14 protein-coding genes are annotated in these 23,083 nt (G+C 65.3%); 5 read left to right on the forward strand and 9 right to left on the reverse strand.

Annotated elements, in window-relative coordinates; all coding sequences use genetic code 11:
• Positions 1-28 precede the first annotated feature (28 nt).
• Positions 29-1,822 carry a lipid A export permease/ATP-binding protein MsbA gene (gene msbA, locus CJU94_RS19055; RefSeq protein ID WP_095420019.1) on the reverse strand — a complete coding sequence of 598 codons (1,794 nt, stop codon included), beginning with the start codon at positions 1,820-1,822 and terminating at the stop codon, positions 29-31.
• Between the two features lie 231 nt (positions 1,823-2,053).
• Between msbA and CJU94_RS19060 the strand changes: the two genes are divergently transcribed.
• Entirely contained in the window at positions 2,054-2,815 is a 762-nt protein-coding gene (locus CJU94_RS19060) for a glycosyltransferase family 2 protein (protein WP_095420020.1), read from the forward strand.
• 84 nt (positions 2,816-2,899) lie between these two features.
• Here the strand turns inward: CJU94_RS19060 and dnaE are convergent, their stop codons facing one another.
• The gene (dnaE, locus tag CJU94_RS19065; protein ID WP_095420021.1) at positions 2,900-6,481 is read right to left on the reverse strand and encodes a DNA polymerase III subunit alpha; all 3,582 of its coding nucleotides are present in this window, start codon (positions 6,479-6,481) and stop codon (positions 2,900-2,902) included.
• A gap of 327 nt (positions 6,482-6,808) precedes the next feature.
• Here dnaE and CJU94_RS19070 point away from each other — a divergent pair, with 327 nt between their 5' ends.
• Both CJU94_RS19070 and gluQRS read left to right on the forward strand, forming a co-directional pair.
• Positions 6,809-7,672, forward strand: a complete 864-nt coding sequence (locus CJU94_RS19070) for a sulfurtransferase (protein WP_095420022.1) — start codon at positions 6,809-6,811, stop codon at positions 7,670-7,672.
• Between the two features lie 70 nt (positions 7,673-7,742).
• Positions 7,743-8,633 (forward strand): tRNA glutamyl-Q(34) synthetase GluQRS, encoded by an 891-nt coding sequence (gene gluQRS, locus CJU94_RS19075; RefSeq protein ID WP_095420023.1) that lies wholly within the window; start codon positions 7,743-7,745, stop codon positions 8,631-8,633.
• Positions 8,634-8,832: 199 nt separating this feature from the next.
• Here the strand turns inward: gluQRS and CJU94_RS19080 are convergent, their stop codons facing one another.
• The 6 genes from CJU94_RS19080 to purT all read right to left on the reverse strand — a co-directional run bounded on the left by CJU94_RS19080 (position 8,833) and on the right by purT (position 16,155).
• On the reverse strand, positions 8,833-10,308 hold the full coding sequence (locus tag CJU94_RS19080) for a DEAD/DEAH box helicase (RefSeq protein ID WP_095420024.1): 1,476 nt from the start codon (positions 10,306-10,308) through the stop codon (positions 8,833-8,835).
• A 359-nt stretch (positions 10,309-10,667) separates the two neighbouring features.
• Positions 10,668-12,104: an aldehyde dehydrogenase family protein gene (locus tag CJU94_RS19090; RefSeq protein ID WP_095420025.1), complete on the reverse strand. Its 1,437-nt coding sequence runs from the start codon at positions 12,102-12,104 to the stop codon at positions 10,668-10,670.
• Between the two features lie 111 nt (positions 12,105-12,215).
• On the reverse strand, positions 12,216-13,868 hold the full coding sequence (locus CJU94_RS19095) for an acetolactate synthase large subunit (protein WP_095420026.1): 1,653 nt from the start codon (positions 13,866-13,868) through the stop codon (positions 12,216-12,218).
• Positions 13,869-14,124: 256 nt separating this feature from the next.
• Complete coding sequence (locus CJU94_RS19100; protein ID WP_095420027.1) at positions 14,125-14,493, reverse strand: MliC family protein; 369 nt, start codon at positions 14,491-14,493, stop codon at positions 14,125-14,127.
• Between the two features lie 93 nt (positions 14,494-14,586).
• On the reverse strand, positions 14,587-14,799 hold the full coding sequence (locus tag CJU94_RS19105) for a DUF6726 family protein (protein WP_095420028.1): 213 nt from the start codon (positions 14,797-14,799) through the stop codon (positions 14,587-14,589).
• A gap of 141 nt (positions 14,800-14,940) precedes the next feature.
• Complete coding sequence (purT, locus tag CJU94_RS19110; protein WP_095420029.1) at positions 14,941-16,155, reverse strand: formate-dependent phosphoribosylglycinamide formyltransferase; 1,215 nt, start codon at positions 16,153-16,155, stop codon at positions 14,941-14,943.
• Between the two features lie 262 nt (positions 16,156-16,417).
• On the opposite strand from purT, the gene CJU94_RS19115 reads away from it, so the two are divergent.
• Together CJU94_RS19115 and CJU94_RS42270 are read left to right on the forward strand one after the other, a co-directional pair.
• Complete coding sequence (locus tag CJU94_RS19115; RefSeq protein ID WP_095420030.1) at positions 16,418-16,957, forward strand: META domain-containing protein; 540 nt, start codon at positions 16,418-16,420, stop codon at positions 16,955-16,957.
• A 260-nt stretch (positions 16,958-17,217) separates the two neighbouring features.
• Positions 17,218-21,456 (forward strand): DNA translocase FtsK, encoded by a 4,239-nt coding sequence (locus tag CJU94_RS42270; protein ID WP_095420031.1) that lies wholly within the window; start codon positions 17,218-17,220, stop codon positions 21,454-21,456.
• 118 nt (positions 21,457-21,574) lie between these two features.
• Here the strand turns inward: CJU94_RS42270 and CJU94_RS19125 are convergent, their stop codons facing one another.
• Complete coding sequence (locus CJU94_RS19125) at positions 21,575-22,864, reverse strand: lactonase family protein (RefSeq protein ID WP_095420032.1); 1,290 nt, start codon at positions 22,862-22,864, stop codon at positions 21,575-21,577.
• Positions 22,865-23,083: the final 219 nt, after the last annotated feature.

Consider the following 23,083-nt stretch of genomic DNA (forward strand, 5'->3'; position numbering starts at 1 on the left):
CGAATGGCCCGTTGACGTGTCGTGCGCTCTACGCCGCGCTCTGCTGGAACTGGATGCGGTGCAGATGCGCGTACAAGCCGTCTTGCGCCAGCAGTTCACGATGGCTGCCGCTCTCGACGATGCGCCCCGCTTCCATCACGAGGATCCGGTTGGCGCGCTCGATGGTCGACAGGCGGTGCGCGATGACCAGCGTCGTGCGGCCCTTCATCAAGGTCTCCAGCGCGGCCTGCACGTGGCGCTCGGACTCCGAGTCCAGCGCCGACGTTGCTTCGTCGAGGATCAGGATCGGTGCGTCCTTGTAGATCGCGCGCGCGATCGCGAGACGCTGCCGCTGGCCGCCCGAGAGCATCATGCCGTTGTCGCCGACCAGCGTTTCGATGCCCTTCGGCATGGCCTCGACGGTGTCCCACAGGTTGGCCGCGCGCAGTGCCGCCCTGACCTTGTCGGGGTCGGCGGTCTGCCCATAGGCGACATTGTTGGCGACCGTGTCGTTGAACAGCACCACGTCCTGGCTCACCATCGCGATCTGGCTGCGCAGCGCGTGCAGGTCGTATTCGGGGATCGCCACGCCGTCGACCAGAATCTGGCCGCCGGTCGGATCGAAAAAGCGCGGCAGCAGATTCACCAGCGTGGTCTTGCCGCTGCCCGACGGGCCCGCGAGGGCGACCATTTCACCCGGCGCCGCCCTGAACGACACCTTGTCGAGCGTGTGGCGGTTGTGCGTGGCGTTGGCGCTGTAGTTGAACGAGACGTCGCGGAATTCCACTTCGCCGCGCGCGCGCGCGAGCGGCTTGCCGCCGCCTTCGGGTTCGGACGGCTCGTCGATCAGGCCGAAGATCAGCTCGCACGCCGTCATGCCGCGCTGCAGCGGCTGATTCACGTCCATCAGATGCTTGAGCGGCGAGATGATGAGCAGCATCGACGTGACGAAGGCGACGAAACCGCCCACCGTGGTCTGATCCGACGACGACTGCACCACCGCGATCGTAATCACGACGGCGAGCGCGATCGACGCGAGGAACTGCGTCAACGGCTGCGCGAGTCCGCCGGACACGGTCATGCGCATGGCATAGCCACGCAGACGCTTGCTCATCGACTCGAAGCGTTCCATCTCGTACTGCTCGCCGTTGTGCACCTTGACGACCTTGTAGCCGCCCACCGACTCTTCGACGATGTACGACAGTTCGTTGGTCAGCAACTGATGCTCGCGGTTCAGACGGCGCAGCCGGCGGTTGATCTTGCCGACCAGCCAGCCGATCGCCGGCAGCAGCACGGCGACGATCAGCGTCAAACGCCAGTTGAGATAGAACAGATAGCCGAGCAGGAACACCACCGTCAGCGAATCGCGCACCAGCGTGACCAGCACACTCAGCAGCACGTTGAGAATCTGGTTCACCTCGAAGACGATCGCGTTGATCACCGTGCTCGCGGTTTCGCGCTGGAAGAACGCGACGCTCGTGTGAATCATGCGGCTGAACATCTTCAGTCGCAGATCGAGCAGGATCTTGTTCGTCACGTAGGCAAGCAGATACCCGGACGCGTATTGCGAGAGGCTGCGAACCAGCGCAAGGCCGATCACCGCGGCCGGAACGAACCACTTGGTTTTATCGTTGGCATGCGCGCCGAAACCCTTGTCCAGCAGAGGCTTGAGCAGCGCGGGGATCGCCGCGTCGGTCGCGGCGCTGACGGCCATCGCGACGATTGCGCCGAGGAGAACCCAGATCAGCGGCTTGATATAAGGCCATAGCCGGCTGAAGACCACGGCGGGCGATGACGCCTCACCTGAACCGATGGGTTTGCTTAACGATGGCTTCGCGCTCAAGGAATCCTCTGAGAATGCGGGACGGCAACCGCGCGGCGAACGGAATGCTTGCCGTACGGAATATCAAAAAAGAGCCATTGTAAACGGTTGGCGATGGGCGTCGGCGGTTGGGGACCGGCTGTGTATACTTCCCTTCCGCAACTCGCTCATGCAGCCCGCTGCGCGCAGCTCGCCCGGCGCCGCCGGCTTGCGCGAAGCGTTCCGTCATTTTGCCTTCCACGCTACTCAGGTATGCAAGAAACCACCCTCGGCGTCGCCATCATCACCAAAAACGCGGCGGCGCGGCTGGCTGAATGCCTGCAAGCCGTGGCTTTCGCCGATCAGATCGTCGTGATCGACGGCGGCAGCACCGACGGCACCGCGGACATCGCTCGCGCGCACGGCGCTCGCGTGATCGAACAGACCGACTGGCCGGGCTTTGGCCCGCAAAAGAATCGCGCGGTCGCAGCGCTCGGCACCAGCTGGATTCTTTCGCTCGACGCCGACGAAATCGTCTCCCCGGAACTGGCCGCGGCGATCCGCGCCGCGTTGGCCGCGCCCACCGCCGACGTCTATGCGGTAGACCGGTTGTCGAGTTTTTGCGGACACTGGATTCATCACAGCGGCTGGTATCCGGACTGGATTCCGCGGCTCTTCAAACGCGGCGCCGCCCGTTTCTCCGACGACCTGGTGCACGAGCGGCTGGTGTTCGACACGCCGGCGCAGCGTCTCACCGGCAAGCTGATGCACTACTCCTACGAGGACTTCGAAGGCGTGTTGCGCAAGCTCGACGCGTATTCGACGGCGGGCGCCCACCAACGTTACGCGGCCGGTCAGCGCGGCAGCTTCGGCAAAGCGCTCGGCCGCGGCGCGTGGGCGTTCGTGCGGACCTATGTGCTGCGCCGTGGTTTTCTGGACGGCCGCGCCGGTTTCATGATCGCGGTGTTCAATGCGGAGACGGTGTATTACCGGTTTTTGAAGCTGGCGCGATTGGGGGAGAAAGTGCGGCGGTAGAGGTTGGGGCTTGGGCCGGTAGAGATTGGCCGCCGGCAGCCACCATCTGCGTTGCCCGCGCCAGCGGCGCGGGCAGACCCGACATCAATAAACGATCTCGATCGAGCTCCCGGCGAACTCGCCACGCAATGCCGCGAGCAGTTCGTCGGTCGGTTTCACGCGCCATGCGTCGCCCAGACGCATTTCACCTTCCGCGTTCTGGCTGCGATAGACCACCTGCACGGCCAGCCCGTTCGGGATCTGCACCGCCTGGCGCTGCCCACCGCCGCCGTAGCCGCCGCCATTGCGGCCACCGCCGTTGCCGCCGCCGTTTCCGCCACGCGATGAAGCCGCCGGCGCCGCGGCCGCCTGAGGTTCGTCCTTGCCCGCGCTATGCGCTTCGAGCACACGGCGCAATGCCAGCGCGTCCGCATTGCCGTTCATCTGCACCTTCACGGCCTCCGCATAACGGCAGCGCGCGCGGCCCAGATCCATGACCGTGTCGACGGTAAAACGGATGCCGCCCGTAAACGCGTCGTTACGCGCCTGACCCTGCACGACCAGCAGTTCGTCTTCTTTGAACAGTTGCTTGTGCGCCTCGAACGTCTCGTTGAAAACCGTGACTTCGCATTGGCCGGTGCCGTCGTCGAGCAGCGCGATCAGCATCTTGCCGCGCTGGGTCATCTGCGTGCGCAGCGAGGCGATCACACCGGCGACCAGCTTGTCGCGCCCCTCCTTCAGCTCGCCGATCTTCTGGCGCACGAAGCGGCGCACTTCGTTCTTGTAGGCGTCGAACAGATGGCCCGACAGATAGAAGCCGAGCGCGGCCTTCTCTTCCTGCAGCTTCTTTTTTTCCGGCCACTCCGGCTCGTCGACCAGCTCGTGACCTTGCGACGGCGCGTCGCCCATGTCGAACAGGCCTGCCTGCAACGCGTTGGCGCTTGCCTGCTCGGCGGCTTCCATGGCGAGCGAAACGGACGCGATCAGTTGCGCGCGATTCGCATGCAAGGTGTCGAAGGCGCCGGCGCGGATCAACGCTTCGACCGTGCGGCGATTGACGATGCGGCGGTCGACCCGGTTGCAGAAATCGAAGATGTCGATGAACGGACCTTCTTCACGCGCGCGCAGGATTTCTTCGATCGCGTTCTGGCCGCTGCCCTTGATTGCACCGAGGCCGTAGCGGATGGTTTTCGAACGCTTGCCGTCAGGCTCGGCAACCGGCTCGAAGCGGTACGCGGACAGATTGACGTCCGGCGGCAGCACCGCCATCTTGTTCGCGAGACAGTCTTCGAACAGGATCTTGACCTTGTCCGTGTCGTCCATGGCAAGCGACATATTCGCCGCCATGAATTCCGCCGGATGGTGCGCCTTCAGCCACGCGGTGTAGTACGCCAGCAGCGCATACGCGGCCGCGTGCGACTTGTTGAAGCCGTAGCCCGCGAACTTCTCCATCAAGTCGAAGATTTCGTCGGCCTTCTCAGCGGTCAGACCGTTCTTCGCGGCGCCCTGGCGGAACAACTCGCGATGTTCGGCCATTTCCTCGGCCTTCTTCTTACCCATCGCGCGACGCAGCAAGTCGGCGCCGCCCAGCGAATAGCCGCCGATGATCTGCGCCATCTGCATCACCTGCTCCTGGTAGACCATGATGCCGTAGGTCTCTTTCAGAACAGATTCGACACGCGGATCCGGATATTCCACCACTTCGCGGCCGTGCTTACGCGCGCAGAAGCTCGGAATCAGGTCCATCGGGCCCGGACGGTACAACGCGACCAGCGCGATGATGTCCTCGAAGCGGTCAGGCTGCGCGTCTTTCAGCATGCCCTGCATGCCGCGGCTTTCCAGCTGGAACACCGCGACCGTATTCGCTTTCTTCAGAATGGAGAACGACGCCGGGTCGTCGAGCGGCACCTGCGCGAGCGACCAGTCCTGCTTCGACGGATCGAGGCGCCGGATATAGCGCTCGGCCCAGTCGAGAATCGTCAGCGTGGTCAGACCCAAAAAGTCGAACTTCACGAGGCCGACGGCTTCGACGTCGTCCTTGTCGTACTGGCTCACCACGCCGCTTTCGTCGCCCTGCGTGTACAGCGGGCAGAAATCGGTCAGCTTGCCCGGCGCGATCAGCACACCGCCCGCGTGCATGCCGACGTTACGCGTGAGCCCTTCCACGCGCTGCGCGAGTTCGAGCAGCTGATGCACTTCGTCTTCGTTGTCGAAGCGCTCCTGCAAAAGCGGCTCTTCCTTCATCGCGTCCGCGATGGTGACGTGCTTGCCCGGCTTGAACGGAATCAGCTTGGCGATGCCGTCCGTGAACATGTAGCCCAGATCGAGCACGCGGCCGATGTCGCGCACCGCCGCCTTCGCCGCCATCGTGCCGAACGTGGCGATCTGCGACACGGCGTCCGCGCCGTACTTTTCCTTCACGTACTGGATCACGCGATCGCGGCCGTGCTGGCAGAAGTCGATGTCGAAGTCGGGCATGGACACCCGCTCCGGATTCAGAAAACGTTCGAACAGCAGGTTGTAGCGCAGCGGATCGAGGTCGGTCACGCCGAGCGCGTACGCGACCAGCGAACCGGCGCCCGAGCCCCGGCCCGGCCCGACCGGCACGCCGTTGTTCTTCGCCCAGTTGATGAAGTCCGCCACGATCAGGAAGTAGCCGGGAAAGCCCATCTTGATGATCGTGCCGCACTCGAATTCGAGGCGCTCGTAGTACGTCGCGCGCTGCGTTGCGCGCTCAGCCTCGTCCGGATACAGCTGTTCGAGACGCTTTTCGAGGCCCTCTTTCGACAGCTGCACGAGGTAGTCGTCGAGCGACATGCCGTCGGGAGTGGGGAACAGCGGCAGCTTGGGCTTGCCGAGTTCGAGCGTGAGGTTGCAACGCTTGGCGATTTCGACCGAGTTGGCGAGCGCCGACGGAATGTCCGCGAACAGCGCGGCCATCTCTTCCTGCGTGCGGAAGTACTGCTCCGACGTGAAGCGCTTCGCGCGGCGCGGATTGGCCAGGATGTCGCCTTCGGAAATACAAACGCGCGCTTCGTGCGCGGTGAAGTCGTCCGGCGTCATGAACTGCATGGGATGCGTGGCGACCACCGGCAATTTCAGCGACGCCGCGAGTGCGACCGCCTGCTGCACATAATGCTCGCCGCCCGGCTGACCGCAGCGCTGCAACTCGATATAAAAGCCGCCCGGGAACACCTTTGCCCAATGGAGCGCGTTGCGCCTCGCGGCTTCTTCGTTACCTGCCGCGAGCGCGAGGCCGACATCGCCCTGCTGCGCGCCGGACAACGCGAGCAGCCCTTCGCCCAGGCCGGATTCGAGCCAGCCGGCCTCGACTTCCGCGCGCCCACGATACTGGTTCGTGAGCGACGCCTTGCTGAGCAGCTCGCACAGGTTCAGGTAGCCGCGCCGGTCTTTGACCAGCAGCAACAAACGGGAAGGCTTGTCGCGGTCGTCCGGATTGGTGATCCAGACGTCGCAGCCGGCAATGGGTTTGACCCCTTTGCCACGGGCTTCCTTGTAGAAACGGACGAGGCCGAATGCGTTGCCGAGATCGGTCAGGGCGAGCGCGCCCTGGCCGTCTTTGGCAGCCGCCTTGACGACGTCGTCAAGGCGCACGATGCCATCGGCAATCGAGAATTCGGAGTGAACGCGAAGATGAACGAAGCGGGGATCTGACATGGGCGACATTGTAACTCCACCCTTCCGGAGTTTTCAGGCCAAAACCGCGCGTTAGCCGACCGGCTTAGGACGCACACGCGTAAGCCGCGTGTACTGGCGCCCGGCCGGCGGCGGACCATGCGCACGGCCGGTCGAGCGCCGCGGAGCCGCGGCAAGTTCGCCGGCGATTTGCGCTACCGCAACCCACTGGCCATTCGGCCGAGTCGGGGAAAGCGCCGGGTTGAGGGATAATACGGGTTTCGCCTTATTCGACGTGGCCGTGCCGCATGGCGGCAGGCGGGAGCCCAGTGCGCCCCTTTTTCCCCAACGCCGGTCACCTCTTACCGCTGGACACTTATGAGTATCGTCAACCTCTCTTCGTATCACTTCGCGACTATCGAAGACACCGCCGCATGGCGCCCGTTCGTGACGGACCGCTGCAATGCGCTGGGCCTGAAGGGCACCGTTCTGCTCGCGCCGGAAGGCATCAACCTGTTCGTCGCCGGCACGCGCGAGAGCACCGACGCGTTCATCGACTACATCCGTCACGACGCGCTGTTCGAGGGTAAATTCGCGAATCTGCAGTTCAAGGAAAGCCTGTCGGACAAGCAGCCGTTCACGCGCATGCTGGTCAAGCTCAAGCGCGAGATCATCACGATGAAAAAGCCGGCCATCCGGCCGGAGCTCGGCCGCGCGCCGTTTGTCGACGCGCCCACGCTGAAAAACTGGCTGGACCGCGGTCATGACGACCAGGGCCGCCCCGTGGTGATGCTCGACACGCGCAATGCATTCGAAGTCGACGTCGGCACGTTCGACAACGCGCTCGACTACCGCATTACGAAATTCAGCGAGTTTCCCGAGGTGATCGAGCAGAATCGCGCGGATCTGGAAGGCAAGACGGTCGTCTCGTTCTGCACGGGCGGAATTCGCTGCGAGAAGGCCGCGATTCACATGAAGGACGTCGGCATCGAGAACGTCTACCAGCTCGAGGGCGGCATTCTGAAATACTTCGAAGAAGTGGGCGGCGCGCATTATCACGGCGACTGCTTCGTGTTCGACTACCGCACGGCACTCAATCCGCAACTGGAGCCCAGCAAGACCACCCAGTGTTTCGGCTGCCGGGCCGTGGTCACGCCGGACGCGCAACAATCGCCGATGTACGTGGCCGGCAAGACGTGTCCGGCGTGTCATCCGGACAGCAAGGCGGCGCGCGCCGCGTGACAGACCGCCGCAGTCCCCGCAACGGCGGCTTGCGCGCGCAGGCATCCGCGCGAAACGCGAGTCTCCAGCCATGATCTACCGCGGACGCTTCGCGCCGTCGCCCACCGGGCCGCTGCATTTCGGCTCGCTGGTCAGCGCGCTCGCAAGCTGGCTGGACGCGCGCGCGCATCGCGGCGCGTGGCTCGTTCGCATCGAAGACATCGACGGCCCGCGCACCGTGCCGGGTGCCGCCGAACAGATTCTCGCCACCCTCGAACGCTTTGGCCTGCATGCGGACGAACCGCCCGTCTGGCAAAGCACCCGTCTGGGGCGTTACGAGCAGGCGCTGGAGCAACTGAGGGCCGCCGGCATGATCTATCCGTGCGGCTGCACGCGCAAGGAAATTGCCGACTCGCTGCTGCACGCGCATGCGCGCAATACCACCCTCGCCTATCCCGGCACCTGCCGCACCGGCCTGCATGGCAAACCGGCGCGCGCATGGCGTCTGCGCGTGCCCGACGGCGACGCCGCGATCGTCACGTTCCAAGACCGCTGGCAGGGCCAGCAGTCGCAGAATCTGGCCACCGAGGTGGGCGATTTCGTGCTGAAGCGCGCGGACGATCAATGGGCCTATCAACTGGCGGTGGTCGTCGACGACGCGGACGCGAACATCACGCACATTGTGCGCGGCGCGGATCTGATGGATTCGACGGCGCGGCAGATCTATCTGCAGCGCCGCCTGGGCGTGCCGACGCCTGAGTATTTGCATGTGCCCGTCGTCATGAACGAACAGGGCGAAAAACTCAGCAAGCAGAACGGAGCCAAGGCGCTGGACGGCGACACGCCACTGGATGCGCTGAGCGCGGCCGCACGGCACCTGGGACTCGGAATGGAAAGCGCCGCGGCCCATACGACGCTAGACGGCTTTTACGCTGCCGCCACGGCGGCATGGGCAAAGAGAATGGGATTGCCGGCGGCATAAACGCGATTCGCGTCTGACTGTGATCTCGCCGGGCGTGGCGAGCATCGCACGGAGTCGCCGCGGCGACTAGCGCACTGGCGCGGTGCGCTCCGAGCTTTCGAAGCGTCCCAAATTCGGCGCGCTTTCCGCCACGGCCCCGCTTGCGGCGAAGTCCGGCCCAGCGCGGCCAATCCAACCAAGCCGCGCCGACAAACCAGAATCAGGACGACGAGGGCGACTTGCGCGGCATCCCGAAGCCGCCCAGCAGCGCTGCCAGCGGCTGCTTGGAAGCCGGCTTCTGCGGCGCGGCCGACGCAGCGTCGGCCTCTTCGACCTTGCGAATCGATGACGGCGACGGCTCGTAAGGCTTCAGGAAGAAATCATCCACAGGCTGCGCGCGGTGGTGATGCGGCCGGTCGAACGACCCCGACGAGGACGCACCCGTGCGCCGACGGCTGCCACGGTCTTCACGCCCTTCGCTGCTACGCTCGCGACGCGGCGCGCGCTCTTCATGGTGATGCCGCACCGGCGCTTCCACCGTCAGGCGCTGCACGTCCAGCGGACGCTTGATGAGCTTCTCGATATCGGCAAGCTGCTTGCGCTCATTCGGGCTGCACAGCGACAGCGCGTCGCCCGAAGCACCCGCACGGCCGGTACGGCCGATGCGGTGCACATAGTCTTCCGCGTTGAACGGCAGATCGAAGTTGATCACTGCCGGCAGCTCCGCGATATCCAGGCCGCGCGCGGCGACGTCGGTCGCCACCAGCGCTTCGATCTCGCCGCGCTTGAACGCGTCGAGCGCCTGCATGCGTTCATTCTGCGTGCGGTCGCCGTGAATCGCGGTCGCCACCACGCCGTCGCGCTCAAGACTGCGCGCGAGACGGCTCGCGCCGATCTTGCTGTTGCAGAACACGATCACCTGCTTGAGGCCGCGTTCGCGAATCAGTTGCACGACCGCGCCGGTCTTGTCGCCCTCGGCGACCTCGTAGACGATTTGCGTCACGTTGGTCGCGGTCGAGTTGCTGCGCGCCACTTCGATGGTCTGCGGGTCGCGCAGATACGTGGCGGCGAGCTTCTTGATTTCGCCCGAGAACGTGGCCGAGAACAGCAGCGTCTGACGTTCTTTCGGCAGCAGGTTCAGGATGCGCTGCAGATCCGGCAGGAAGCCCATGTCGAGCATGCGGTCGGCTTCGTCGAGCACGAGGATCTGCACCTGGCCCAGGTTGGCGGTTTTCTGTTGCACGTGATCGAGCAGGCGGCCAGGCGTAGCGATCAGAATCTCGACGCCGCGGCGCAGTTGCTCGGATTGCGGATTCATATCCACGCCGCCGAACACCACGGCGCTGCGCAGCGCGGTGTGCTTCGCGTACGCCTGCACGTTGGCGGCAACCTGGTCGGCCAGTTCGCGCGTCGGCGTGAGAATCAGCGCGCGTACCGGATGGCGGGCGGGCGAAGCGCTCGTGCTCGCCTGCGGCAACAGCCGCTGGATGATCGGCAGCGAGAAGCTCGCCGTCTTGCCGGTGCCGGTCTGCGCGGCGCCCATGACGTCGCGGCCGGCCAGCACGACGGGAATCGCCTGCGCCTGGATCGGCGTGGGGATGGTGTAGCCCGAGTCTTTGACGGCTTTCAGGATGTCGGGCGCGAGGCCGAATTGATCAAAAGTCGCAGTGCTGGGCGTGACGGGTGTGTCGGACATGGTGGCTTTCGCTAAAAATGCGCTTGGCGCGTGCGCGCGGCAGCGGTCGGAACCGCAGAGGGCATTGTGATGAAGGCGGAGCCACGGCGTTCCGCACGGGACCCGATAGTACTGCGGGAAAAAATGCGGCCGGCTCCGGCCGGCGGAAACACCCGCCGGAAAGGCCGGTATTGTAGCACTTCAGCAAAAACACTCATGGCGCATGTGCGGGCTTTCTGCTTACGCCGGCGAAAGCCGGCCGCCGGCGCACAGCGCACGGGCCGGCGACTCGCCGCAAAGCACCGGCGCGCCTCGCTCGCGAGCGTAGTTCGCGGAGACGACAGTGGCGTGACAGCGCGCCGCCACACCGTTTCACGCTTTCACCACGTCTCGCGCATCACCATGAGGCGCATCTCGGTCATGTCCTCGATTGCGTAGCGCACGCCTTCACGGCCGAGCCCGGAATCTTTCACGCCGCCATACGGCATGTTGTCGACCCGGAACGACGGCACGTCGTTGATCACCACGCCGCCCACGTCGAGTTCGTCCCACGCGCGATGCGCGTGCGCGAGCGAATCCGTGAACACGCCCGCCTGCAGGCCGAAGTCGCTGTCGTTGACAGTGGCGAGCGCGGCGTCGAAGTCGTCGAAACGTTCCAGAATGGCCACCGGCCCGAAGGCCTCCTTGCGATACAGATCCGTGTCGCGTTTCACGCCTTCGAGCAGCGTGGCCTCGAACATGGCGCCTTCGACCTTGCCGCCCGCGACGATTTTCGCACCCGCCTGCACCGCGCTTTCCATCCAGCCGGCAAGGCGTTTGGACTCCGATTCGGAGATCATCGGCCCGACGAAGGTCTTTTCGTCTTTCGGATCGCCCATCACCAGCGACTTCGTTTTGGCGATCAGCTTCTCGCGCAACGCATCATAGACCTTCGCGTGCACCAGAATCCGCTGCACGCCGATGCAGCTTTGCCCCGACTGATAGAACGCGCCGAACGCGAGCCGGTCCACCACATAGTCGAGCTTCTCGCCCTGATCGCCGTCGACGATCGCCGCCGCGTTGCCGCCCAATTCCAGAATCACCTTTTTCTTGCCCGCCTTCTTCTTCAAATCCCAGCCCACCGCGGGCGAGCCGGTGAAGGACAGCAATTTGAAGCGCTCGTCGGTGGTAAAGAGATCGGCGCCGTCGCGATGCGCGGGGAGAATCGAGAATGCGCCTTTGGGCAGATCGGTTTCCGCCAGAATCTCGCCCATGATGAGCGCGCCGACCGGCGTGCGGCTCGCCGGCTTCAATACGAACGGCACGCCCGCCGCGATGGCCGGCGCGACCTTGTGCGCGGTCAGGTTCAATGGAAAATTGAACGGCGAAATAAACGAGCACGGGCCGATCGGCACCCGCTTCACATAACCGTGGTAACCCTTGGCGCGCGGCGAGATCTCCAGATTGACGATCTCCCCGTCGATGCGCACCGCTTCCTCCGCGGCCACCTTGAATGTATCGATCAGGCGCGTGACCTCGCCTTTCGAGTCGTTGATCGGCTTGCCCGCTTCGATGCACAGCGCGAGCGCCAGCTCGTCGTAACGCTCGCGAAAGCGCTTCACACAATGTTCGAGCACCGCCTGGCGCTTGAACGGCGGGAACGCGCGCAACGCGGGCATGGCGTCGACGGCGTACCCGATCGCCTTGTCGATCGCCGCGGCGTCGGCCATCGCGACACGGGTGGCGACTTCGCCGCTGAATTTATCGGTGACTTCGAGATCGGTGTTGGCGGCCACCGCAACGTTAGCAAGATAGTATGGGTAGGTCTTTTTCAACATGACGCGTCTCCTTGATCCGATGCCTGTAGAAGTCAGACTGCCAGCAAGGGGCATGCCCCTCGCCCGCTCATCTGCCGCTCATCCGTCATTCATCTGTCGGTCACCCGCCGTTCACAGCTGCGCCGAAAGCCGCTTGATCTCGCGATTGAGCACGCGCTCGTTATCCGAATAGTCGATCGGCAGATCGATCACATGCACGCCCGGCGTGACGAAACATTCGCGCAGCAGCGGCGCGAACTCCGCCGCCGATTCGATACGGTGACCCTTCGCCCCATAGCTTTGCGCATACGCGACGAAATCCGGATTGCTCAGCGTCATGCCGTAGTCGGGGAAGTTCATGTTTTCCTGCTTCCAGCGGATCATGCCGAACGCGTCGTCACGCAGGATCAGGATCACCAGATCCAGCCTCAGACGCACCGCCGTTTCCAGTTCCTGCGAATTCATCATGAAACCGCCGTCGCCGCACACGGCCATGACCTTGCGGTCCGGATGCACGATCTTGGTGGCGATCGCGGACGGCAGGCCCGCGCCCATCGAGGCCAGCGCGTTGTCGAGCAACAGCGAATTCGGCTCGTGCGCGCGGTAGTAGCGGGCGAACCAGATCTTGTACATGCCGTTGTCCAGGCACACGATGCCGTCCACCGGCGTGGTCTCGTACACGTCGTTGACGATCCGCACCGGATACATGGGAAAGCGGTCGTCGTGCTGGCCTTTGACCAGATGCGCCTCGAAGTGCGCCTTGATTTCCTTGAAGCGCGTGAAGTCCCAGTGCTCCTGCCGCGCCTTGAGGCTTTCCTTGAGCTGCCACACGGCGTTGGCGATATCGCCGACCACTTCGATCTGCGGGAAGTACACCGTATCGACCTCCGCGCCGAGGAAGTTGACGTGAATCACCGTCTTCTCGCCCGCGTCGCCGCTGCGCATGAAAAACGGCGGCTTCTCGATCACGTCGTGACCGACATTGATGATGCAGTCCGCGTGGTCGATCGCGCGGTGCACGAAGTCGCCGTCGGAGAGCGTCGCATTGCCGAGCCACATGGGATGCGATTCGTCGATCACGCCTTTACCCATCTGCGTGGTGAAGAACGGAATGCCGATCTGGTCGACGAACTCGCGCAGCATTTTGGTGGTGGTCTTGCGATTGCCGCCCGCGCCGATCATCAATAACGGATGCTTCGCGTGGGTAATCGCCTCGACCGCGCGCGCCACGGCTTTTTCCTCGGCCACGGGACGGCGGCTATAGCTCTTCGGAATCGGCTTGCCATCGCCCTCTTCATGCGCGACGTCTTCGGGCAATTCGAGGTGCGTGGCGCCGGGCCGCTCTTCTTCCGCCTGACGCACCGCCTCGCGCACCGCCGCCGGAATATTGCTGACCGACACGATCTGCCGCGTGTATTTGGTGAGCGGCTCCATCATGCGCACCACGTCGACGATCTGGAAATGCCCCTGCTTGCTCGACTTGATCGGCTTTTGCCCGGTGACCATCAGCATCGGCATGCCGCCCAGTTGCGCGTATGCGGCGGCGGTCACGAGGTTGGTCGCGCCCGGGCCGAGGGTCGCCAGACACACGCCGATGCGGCCGGTGAGACGCCCGTAAGTGGCGGCCATGAAACCGGCCGCCTGTTCATGACGCGTGAGGATCAGACGGATTTTCGAGCGGCGCAGCGATTCGAGCAGATCGAGATTTTCTTCACCGGGAATACCGAACACATACTCGATACCTTCGGCTTCCAGCGATTTGACGAACAGGTCCGATGCTTTCATTGAGAGTCTCGCTTGATGATACGGACGCGGGCCGCGACCCCCACTGCCGGGGTCCGGAAACGGACGATCGAAGACGACGACGGCCATGCGGACGGAGCATGGCATGACTTGATGGCATCACGTGGGCGCACGGCCAATGCCATGCGGCACAGCTTACTACTCGAATGGAAATGATGTGCGCCGGCAACCAATGCCGCACGGCCCATGTTCGACGAGGCAAGCGGCGGCGCAGGTGGGACGGGCCGCCGCGTCGCGCTTAGCGATTGATGGTGACGCAGTCCGACAGAATGGGCGGCGCGTTCTCGCCGGCCATGGCGTCATACAGATCGGCGCGCGGCCCCTTGGTCCACCATGTGTAGCTGCCGGCCTGATATTTGGCGCCGGAAGCCGCCATGGTGTTGACGAACAGCATTTGCTTGCCGTTCACCGGCACGAGCGCGAAGCTCTGGCCGTTCGCCGTGTTCCAGTAAGTGACCTGCAGAATCTTGCCGGTCGCACAGGTGTATTTGTGCGTTTGACGGTTCTTCGCCTGAATCTCCGAGAACTGCGACGGCGCGGCGCTCGCGCCGCCGTAAAGCGCAGCGAGCCCCGCCGCCGTGATTACCGCCACCAGCCATTTCTTCATGAGATGCCTCGTTCGTTGCTGCCAGTCGAATACGGACGCAGTCCGGCGTGTCGCGCCGCGGGGCTGCGGCTCATGACAGACGACGTGAATCGGTCAGGGATCGATCACGTCGGCGCACGCATCGGTCGGCGCGGCGGCCACGTGGCCGACCACAGGCACGATCTTCAAGCCGGCCGAAGCGATCCGGCACGGCGCGGCCGCGAGGCCGCATCCCGTCAAGCCGGCACACGGCGCGAGCAGCGCGCCGAGTACGCCGAGACGGGCGGCCCAACCGCGCCATGTTTTGTTGCCGACTTCCAGCGCCATACGTTCCCCTACGTCGACGAGCCCGATGAGCCCGTCATTCAGATCGCGCGTGGCGATTATGCCGGGCGCGCGGCGACAATGCCGGTGCGCGGCGCGTGGTGATTCGCCACATCGGCGATTCGCGCTGCGCCTCGCCGGCGCTCACTTTGCCGATACCGGCCGCACCGCCGCCGCAGCCTGCTTTGCGCGCGAGCGTGCCTGGTCGGTGGTTTCGCCCGTGGCGAGCGCCACACCCATGCGGCGCTTGACGAAACTCTCCGGCTTGCCGAACAGGCGCAGGTCCGCGTTCGGCACCGCCAACGCCGCGGCGACGCCTTCGAACGCAATGCCGGTCTCGTCGAGACCGCCGTAGATCACCGCCGAGGCGCCCGGCGCCCGCAGCGACGTGTCCACCGGCAAACCGAGGATCGCGCGTGCGTGCAATTCGAATTCGGAAAAGCGCTGCGAGCACAGCGTGACGAGGCCGGTGTCGTGCGGACGCGGACTCACTTCCGAAAACCATACGTCGTCGCCGCGCACGAAAAGTTCCACGCCGAACAGGCCGCGCCCGCCGAGCGCGGCCGTGACCTTGTGCGCCACCTCACGCGAACGTTCGAGCGCGAGCGGGCTCATGGGCTGCGGCTGCCACGATTCGACGTAGTCGCCCGCCACCTGCACGTGGCCGATCGGGTCGCAGAAATACGTGCTGACTTCGCCGCTCGCCGGGTCGATGGCGCGCACGGTCAGCTGGGTGATTTCGTATTCGAAGTCGATAAAGCCTTCGACGATCACGCGGCCATGATTCACCCGGCCGCCCGCCAGCGCGTATTGCCAGGCGGGTTCGACGTCGGCGTCGCCGCGCAGCACCGACTGCCCCTTGCCCGAGGACGACATGACCGGCTTCACCACGCACGGATAGCCGACTTTGGCGATGCCCGCGCGCAGTTCGTCGAGCGAGTCGGCGAACGCGTACGGCGAGGTCGGCAAGCCGAGTTCCTCGGCGGCGAGACGGCGGATGCCCTCGCGGTTCATGGTGAGCTGCGTGGCGCGCGCGGTCGGGATCACTTCGGCGAGACCGTCGCTTTCGATGGCCGCGAGCGCGTCGGTCGCGATCGCCTCGATCTCGGGGACGATCAGATGGGGGCGCTCCTGTTCGACCAGCGCGCGCAAGGCGGCGCGGTCGGTCATGTCGATCACGTGCGCGCGGTGCGCCACCTGGTGGCCCGGCGCATTCGGGTAACGGTCGACGGCGATCACTTCGACGCCCAGCCGTTGCAGCGCGATGATCACTTCCTTGCCGAGCTCGCCGGCACCGAGCAGCATGACACGCGTGGCGGATTCAGAAAGGGGCGTGCCGATCCGTTGGCCGATCTGCATGGGGTCTCCAGATAAAAGTCGGATGAGGGTGGGATTGGGTGGAACACGATGTTAACATGCGGGCCCCTCGCCGCACCTTGCTCGCGGCGGCCCCATCCTGATCCGCGCGTACAGGGAAATAGCCGGGCAACCGTAGGGCGACGACGGCGCGCAGGCGCCGCCGCGGCGCTCTGAATAAGCACGTGGTACGCCGATGCTCTCGCGTGCGGCGAGCTTAGTGCGTTACCCTTACGCCTTCGCCAGTTTGAAGAGGAACGACGCCATGCTCCAAAGCTCCTCCGCGCGACGTGTTGCGCGCTTCACCCCGTATCTGCGTACCGCCCTCGCCGCGTTGAGCGTCGCCGCGCTGTTGAGCGCCTGCGCGATCCCGAAACATCCGGACTCGGAGGCCGTCGCGCCGGATCCGTTCAACCCCGCCGCCGCGCAACTGCTCGACGACACCAGCTGGGTGCTGAGCGCCTGGAAACAGGCCGACGGCACGGTGCGCGCGATTCCATCCGCGAGCGAGAGCGCGCCGATCACGCTCACGCTTTCCACCTCGACCGGCCAACGCCATGCCAGCGGCTTTTCCGGCTGCAACCGCTACATGGGCTCGTACGCGCTGAAAGACGGCAAGCTGAACTTCGGCACGCTGGGCGGCACGCGCATGGCGTGCATGACGCCGGGCGGGCAGATCGAAGGCGCGTATCTGAACGCGCTCACGCACATCGAGCGCACCGGCGTGCAGATGCGCGCGCCGCAGCAGATGCAGCTGGTGCTCGACAACGGCGACACGTTGACCTTCGACCGCAGCACGAAATGAGCGGGATGCGGGTCGCCCGGTCGATGGCGAGGCGCGTTGACAAGCGAGCCCGCCCACGCAGCACGCCGCGATCGGGACGGTCCGTATGACGGGTGAAGGCTGTCCCGACAGCCGTTGTTTTTCACCGACGGCAGGCCGCGGCCGGTCTGCTTTCCAATGGGACGCAAGCATACTTGCGTCTGCCTTCGAAGCGTCGGGCTTCGCCGGTTTAAACTCGACGGATTGCGTTTGCGCGCGTCCGTCATTCGTCGATGTCTAGTATGCACACGGTAGTTTTCGGCTGGTTCGGCGGGTCAGCCGTCTGGTTCATTCCTCTTTTGTGGCGTCTCGTGAAGTCGGCTCTGCCCGGCGGCGCAGGTCTGCGCGGTCCCGGCACGATCCGGCTCTGGCTCGGCTTCGTCTGCGTGCTGTTGGCGAGCTGCACGCTCGAGGCATCGCTGATCGGCGTGGCCGGTGTGAATGGCTTCGGCCATGCGCTGGCCGCGGGCTTCGGTCATCTGCTCGGGCATATCGGCACGCCCGTGGCGGCGCTCGCGCTGCTCCTCGTCAGCCTGCCCTGGCTGATCGACTTCCGCTGGCGCGACTTCGCCGCATGGGCCGACGGCGCCTTCGGCCTCGGCCTGTCGCGCGGCCTCGCCAAACGCGACGAGGAAGCGCGCCGGCATCGCAGTGTCGACGATGGATTGCCGTCGCACGTTTCGCCGGCCACCAATACGATGGCGCCCAAAACCAATGGGCGTTACGCGCGTCCGACGGTCTGGCGGCCGCCGGTCCGTGGACGCGACGCGGCGGCCGGCGCTGCGGCGGCTGCCAGCAAGGATGCGGCCGCGCGTGGCGCCGGCGCCAGCTGGCGCACCGCGGCGGCGGCGCCGCGCAGCCAGGCGGCGCAGGCCGAGCCGGTGCTGCGCACTGGCGTTGCGACCTCGCCGCCGCGACATGTGCCGATGCAAACGCAACCACTCGACGCGGACAACGCTGCCTGGATGCCGGCCGAGCCGGTCGCGCCGGCTGGCTGGTTGCGCGACGCCGGATCGCGCGCGGCCGCGCCGGCAGCGGGTTCGATGGCGGGATCGGGCGCACCCGCCGCCGCGGCTCGCGAGAGTGCATCGCAGGTTGGTCGTCGCTCGGCCGGCGAGCAACGGGCGGCGGGATCGCCGGGAGTCAGGGCGGGACTGGCGGCTGGTGCTGCCTTCGCTCCGGGTGCTGCCGGTGCTGCCGGTGCTGCTGGTGCTGCTGGTGCTGCCGGTGCTGCCGGTGCTGCCGGTGCTGCCGGTGCTGCCGGTGCTGCCGCCGCCAGAGTAGCTCAAGCGGCGGCGCACGCCGCGGCAACGGCGCGTGCCGTGCCGGGCGCGGCCGCGCCCCCCCCGGTTGCGGGCTCCGAGGGGAAGGCAAGCGTTCATGCGGGTCGTCCGTCGACGGCGCCCCAAGGTACGAGTGCCTCGGCGGCTTCGGTCAATCGTCCACCAGCGCCCCGGCAAGCGTTCTCGCCCGCCCCGCATTCGGGCGAAGTCGCGCCGACGCCGGCAATGCGACGGCCGCCGCCCAGCTTCACGCGCCCGATGCCCACGTCGCAGAAAGTCACGCCGCCCCCCAGCGTCCAGGAGACGCTTCGCAGCATCGCGGAAAATGCAGCCCGCTGGACCGATCTTGCCGGAGTCAGCCTCGCGCGCAGCAGCGCGGACACCGTGAAAGTCACGAATGCGCCTGACGCCGTGCAGTCGTTCGAGGTTCGGCAATCGGATGTGGATGTGCCGCGAACGGATGCAGTTGAAGCGCCTCCGGCGCCGGACGCGTCTGTGCCTTCGTTCGACGTTGTCGACAGTGCATCGAGTGACGGCCCGACAGAAGCACCCATTGATACGCCGCGGATGGAACCCGCGGTCGACGTCCCGCTGGCGGCCAGCCGCGAACCCATCGTGCAATGGCCGATCGAACCGCCAATCATTCAACCGCCATCGACGGCGGCGCAGGTGGTCGAGCCCGCGGCTGCACCTGCACCTGCACCTGCACCTGCACCTGCACCTGCACCTGCACCTGCACCTGCACCTGCACCTGCGTCGCAGCATGTGCCGCCGGTCGCTACGCCGACGCCGTTCCAGATCTTCGCGGCGCAGTTGCAGGCGAGCGAAGCGCACGCGGATGAATCGCAGTTCGAAGACGACCCGGCGCAATCGACACCTCACGCCGGCAGTCACCCGAGCCCGAGCGTCGAAGTCGCGCAGATGCTCAGCCAGCCAGTGGCTCATTCAGCAGTCATCGCACCGAAAGTCGCCGAAGCGCCGGCTGTGCCTCCAATCGCCGAACGCGTGCAAGCCGCCGCACCGGTCACCGAACCGCAAGCTGCCGCGCCGGCGCCGGTCGCAGCAGTCGTGATCGATAAAACCCTCGTGCCTTGGGAAACCGAACTCGATGCGGCCTTGTCGCAACACGCGACTTCGTCATCGAGCGGTCTGAGCGTGCACAGCGTTGCTTCATCGAGCGAAGTCGTTCTGGCACGTGTCCCCATGCCGTCGTCGAGCGGCGCGAGCCTTGGCGAATCCGCCACGCCGGTCCAGACGGAAACGGCGGACTCCCCTGCCCTGTCTGCTGCACCACAGGCACCGGGCTCGCCAACCAGCACGCACACCGCAGATATCGCCGCCGCAATGCCGCCGCTGAAGGTCGCATCGGACACGTCAACCACGCCCCACGCGGTAGACGCAACTGTCGCAACAGCGCCGCCGGGCATCGCGCCGCACGCGTCGAACGTGGTCCGCTTTCCGGGCTTCGCGGTTCAGGCCGAGCCTGTGGCATCCGATGCCGTTGTCGACGAACCGGTCGCGGTGGAAGACCGTGTCAGCGACACCACCTTCGCGCCGGCACCGCCGGCATCGCTCGCGGCAACGCCATCAGCCGCGCCGAATCCGGCACCCTCCACGCCCCCATCCACGGAACCCGCCGAATCTGCCGCTCCGCGCGCGCCACTGCGCGGCCACAGCCCCACCAACGGCTTTGAATTCCGCGCGCCCGCGGCATCGATGGTCGAACTGCCCACGCTCGACCTGCTCGCGCCCGCGGACATCGACGTCGAACCGGTCTCCGAAGAAAAGCTGATCGAAACCGGCCTGCTGATCGAACAGCGCCTGCAGGAATTCAAGGTGCCGGTGACCGTCGTCGGCGCGTCGGCCGGCCCGGTCATCACGCGCTTCGAAGTCGAGCCGGCGCTCGGCGTGCGCGGCAGCCAGATCGTCGGTCTGATGAAGGACTTGTCGCGCGGCCTCGGCCTGACTTCCATCCGCGTGGTCGAGACGATTCCCGGCAAAACGTGTATGGGCCTCGAATTGCCGAACGCCAAGCGCCAGACGATCCGCCTCTCTGAAATTCTCGAAGCGAGCGTCTATCAGAACTCGCATTCGCAGTTGACGCTCGCGATGGGCAAGGACATCACTGGCCATCCGGTGGTCGCCGATCTGGCGAAGGCGCCGCACATGCTGGTCGCTGGCACGACCGGTTCGGGCAAGTCGGTGGCCATCAACGCGATGATCTGCTCGTTGCTCTACAAGGCGACGCCCGAAGAAGTGCGCCTCATCATGATCGACCCGAAGATGCTGGAGCTGTCGGTCTACGAAGGCATTCCCCATCTGCTCGCGCCGGTCGTCACCGACATGAAGCTGGCCGCCAACGCACTGAACTGGTGTGTCGGCGAAATGGAAAAGCGCTACCGCCTGATGTCGGCGGTCGGCGTGCGCAATCTGGCCGGCTTCAACCAGAAAATCCGCGACACCGAAGCCAAGGGCAAGAAACTCGGCAACCCGTTCTCGCTGACGCCGGAAGCGCCCGAGCCGCTCGCGCCGCTGCCGCTGATCGTGGTCGTGATCGACGAACTGGCCGACTTGATGATGGTGGCCGGCAAGAAGATCGAGGAACTGATCGCCCGGCTCGCGCAAAAGGCGCGCGCTGCCGGCATCCACCTGATTCTGGCGACGCAGCGGCCGTCGGTGGACGTGATCACCGGCCTCATCAAGGCGAACATTCCGACGCGCGTGGCGTTCCAGGTGTCGTCGAAGATCGACTCGCGCACGATTCTCGATCAGATGGGCGCCGAGTCGCTGCTCGGTCAGGGCGACATGCTGTTCCTGCCGCCCGGCACGGGCTATCCGCAACGGGTGCACGGCGCGTTCGTCGCCGACGAGGAAGTGCACCGGATCGTCGAGTACCTGAAGCAGTTCGGCGAGCCGCAATACGAGGAAGGCATTCTCGACGGCCCGGCCACCGAAGGCGGCGCGGCGCAGGACCTGTTCGGCGAATCGCCGGACGCGGAAGCCGATCCGCTGTACGACGAAGCCGTTGCCTTCGTGGTGCGCACGCGGCGCGCGTCGATCTCCTCGGTGCAGCGGCAGTTGCGTATCGGTTATAACCGCGCGGCGCGTCTTGTCGAGCAGATGGAAACCGCTGGCCTCGTGTCCGCCATGGGCATCAACGGCAGCCGCGAAGTGCTGGCGCCGGGGCCTGCGGAATGAGTCGCTATCGCGGCTGATCGCCCGCGTCGATCCACCCGCAAGAAAATGGGCCGCTTGAACAACGAGCGGCCCATTTTTCATCCCGCGCGCGCAGTCAGATCACGCGTTTCATCCTCACTCACGACGGCGAGACCAGCTTGAAGTCCACCGGCGAGCCCAGCTCGAAGTGCTTCGGATTCGCTTCGAGCAGACCGCTCTGCGGGTCGCGCTTGAACACGTACACGCTATCGCTGTTCTGATTGCCGACGATCAGCCAGTTGCCGGTCGGGTCGATCGCGAATTCGCGCGGCGATTTGCCAAGGCTCGATTGATGCCCGATCTTCTTCAGGTGCCCGTTGGTCGGATCGACTGAAAAGATCACGATTTCGTTCGCATCGCCACGATTGGTGGCATACAGAAAACGCCCGTCCGGCGAAAGATGGATTGCCGCCGCGCCCACCGCGCCCTTGAAGCCCGGCTCGGTCAGGGGCAGCGTTTGCACCTGCGTGAGCTTGCCGTCGGCGTAATTGAACGTGCTGACCGTGGCGGCCAGTTCGCTGGTCAGATAGGCGTGCTTGCCGTCCGCGCCGAACACCAGATGGCGCGGACCGGTGCCCGCTTTTTCCTGGGTGTAGCGCGAGTCGGTCGGGCCGAACAGGCCGCGGCTGCCATCAGGCGTGTAGCGGTACGAGTACAGCTTGTCCGCGCCGAGATCCTGCGCGAACAGATAGCGGCCGTCCGGCGAGAACACGGTGGAGTGAACATGCGAATTGTCCTGGCGGCCCTTCACCGGGCCGCCGCCTTCGTGATGCACCGTGAGCACCGACGCGCCGACCTGGCCGTCGGCCTGCAACGGGAACACGGCGAAGCTGCCGCCGGGGTCGGCCGCCACCGAATAGTTGGCGCTCAGCAGATATTTGCCGTCCGGCGACAGACTCAGATAGCACGGATCATTGCCGTCCGCCGACACCTTGTTGAGGAACGTCAGCTGGCCGCTCGCGGCGTCGAAACGAAACGCGCTGATGCCGCCGCGCTGCGTGGCCGGGCCGTTGTCGCCGGGCAATTCGTTGACCGCGTACACGAAGCGGCGATCGCGGCTCACCGCGAGGTACGACGGGTTGACCGTCTGCGCGACCGAGACGCGCGTCGCTTCGCCCGTCTTCGTGTCGAAGCGATACACGTACAGGCCTTCGCTCCTGGCGCCCGTATAGGTGCCGACCAGGATGTCATAGACGCCGTCGGCGGGAACCGGGCCGGAATCTTGCGCAAACGCATGCGAAGCAACAATCGAGACCATGAGCACAAAACCTTTTATTATCGAGCGGGCGCAGCGCGGTGGAGCAGCCTGCTCCGCGCGCCATGAACTGCAATCAGAAGGCGGGTGAGAACCTGCGACGGCACGCATCGCGGCCCGGTGACGACGAAGCATATGACCTCCACCTCATGGGTTATTTGGCTGAATCGGTTGTTATGGTGTCTCTGGTCTGCCGCGCCATCGGTCGAGCGTTGTTCTTGTCGAAAGAAGTATAAAAGCGTTGCGTCGGATCATGCAGCGAATCCGGATACCGGTATCCGGTTGAACGGCAATCCGCAGCATGAGTAGCAATTGTCCCGCCTGCCGGGGCGTTTTTTCAATCGCGTCTCACTC

Source organism: Paraburkholderia aromaticivorans (genome assembly GCF_002278075.1).
In the GTDB taxonomy this organism is placed as follows: domain Bacteria; phylum Pseudomonadota; class Gammaproteobacteria; order Burkholderiales; family Burkholderiaceae; genus Paraburkholderia; species Paraburkholderia aromaticivorans.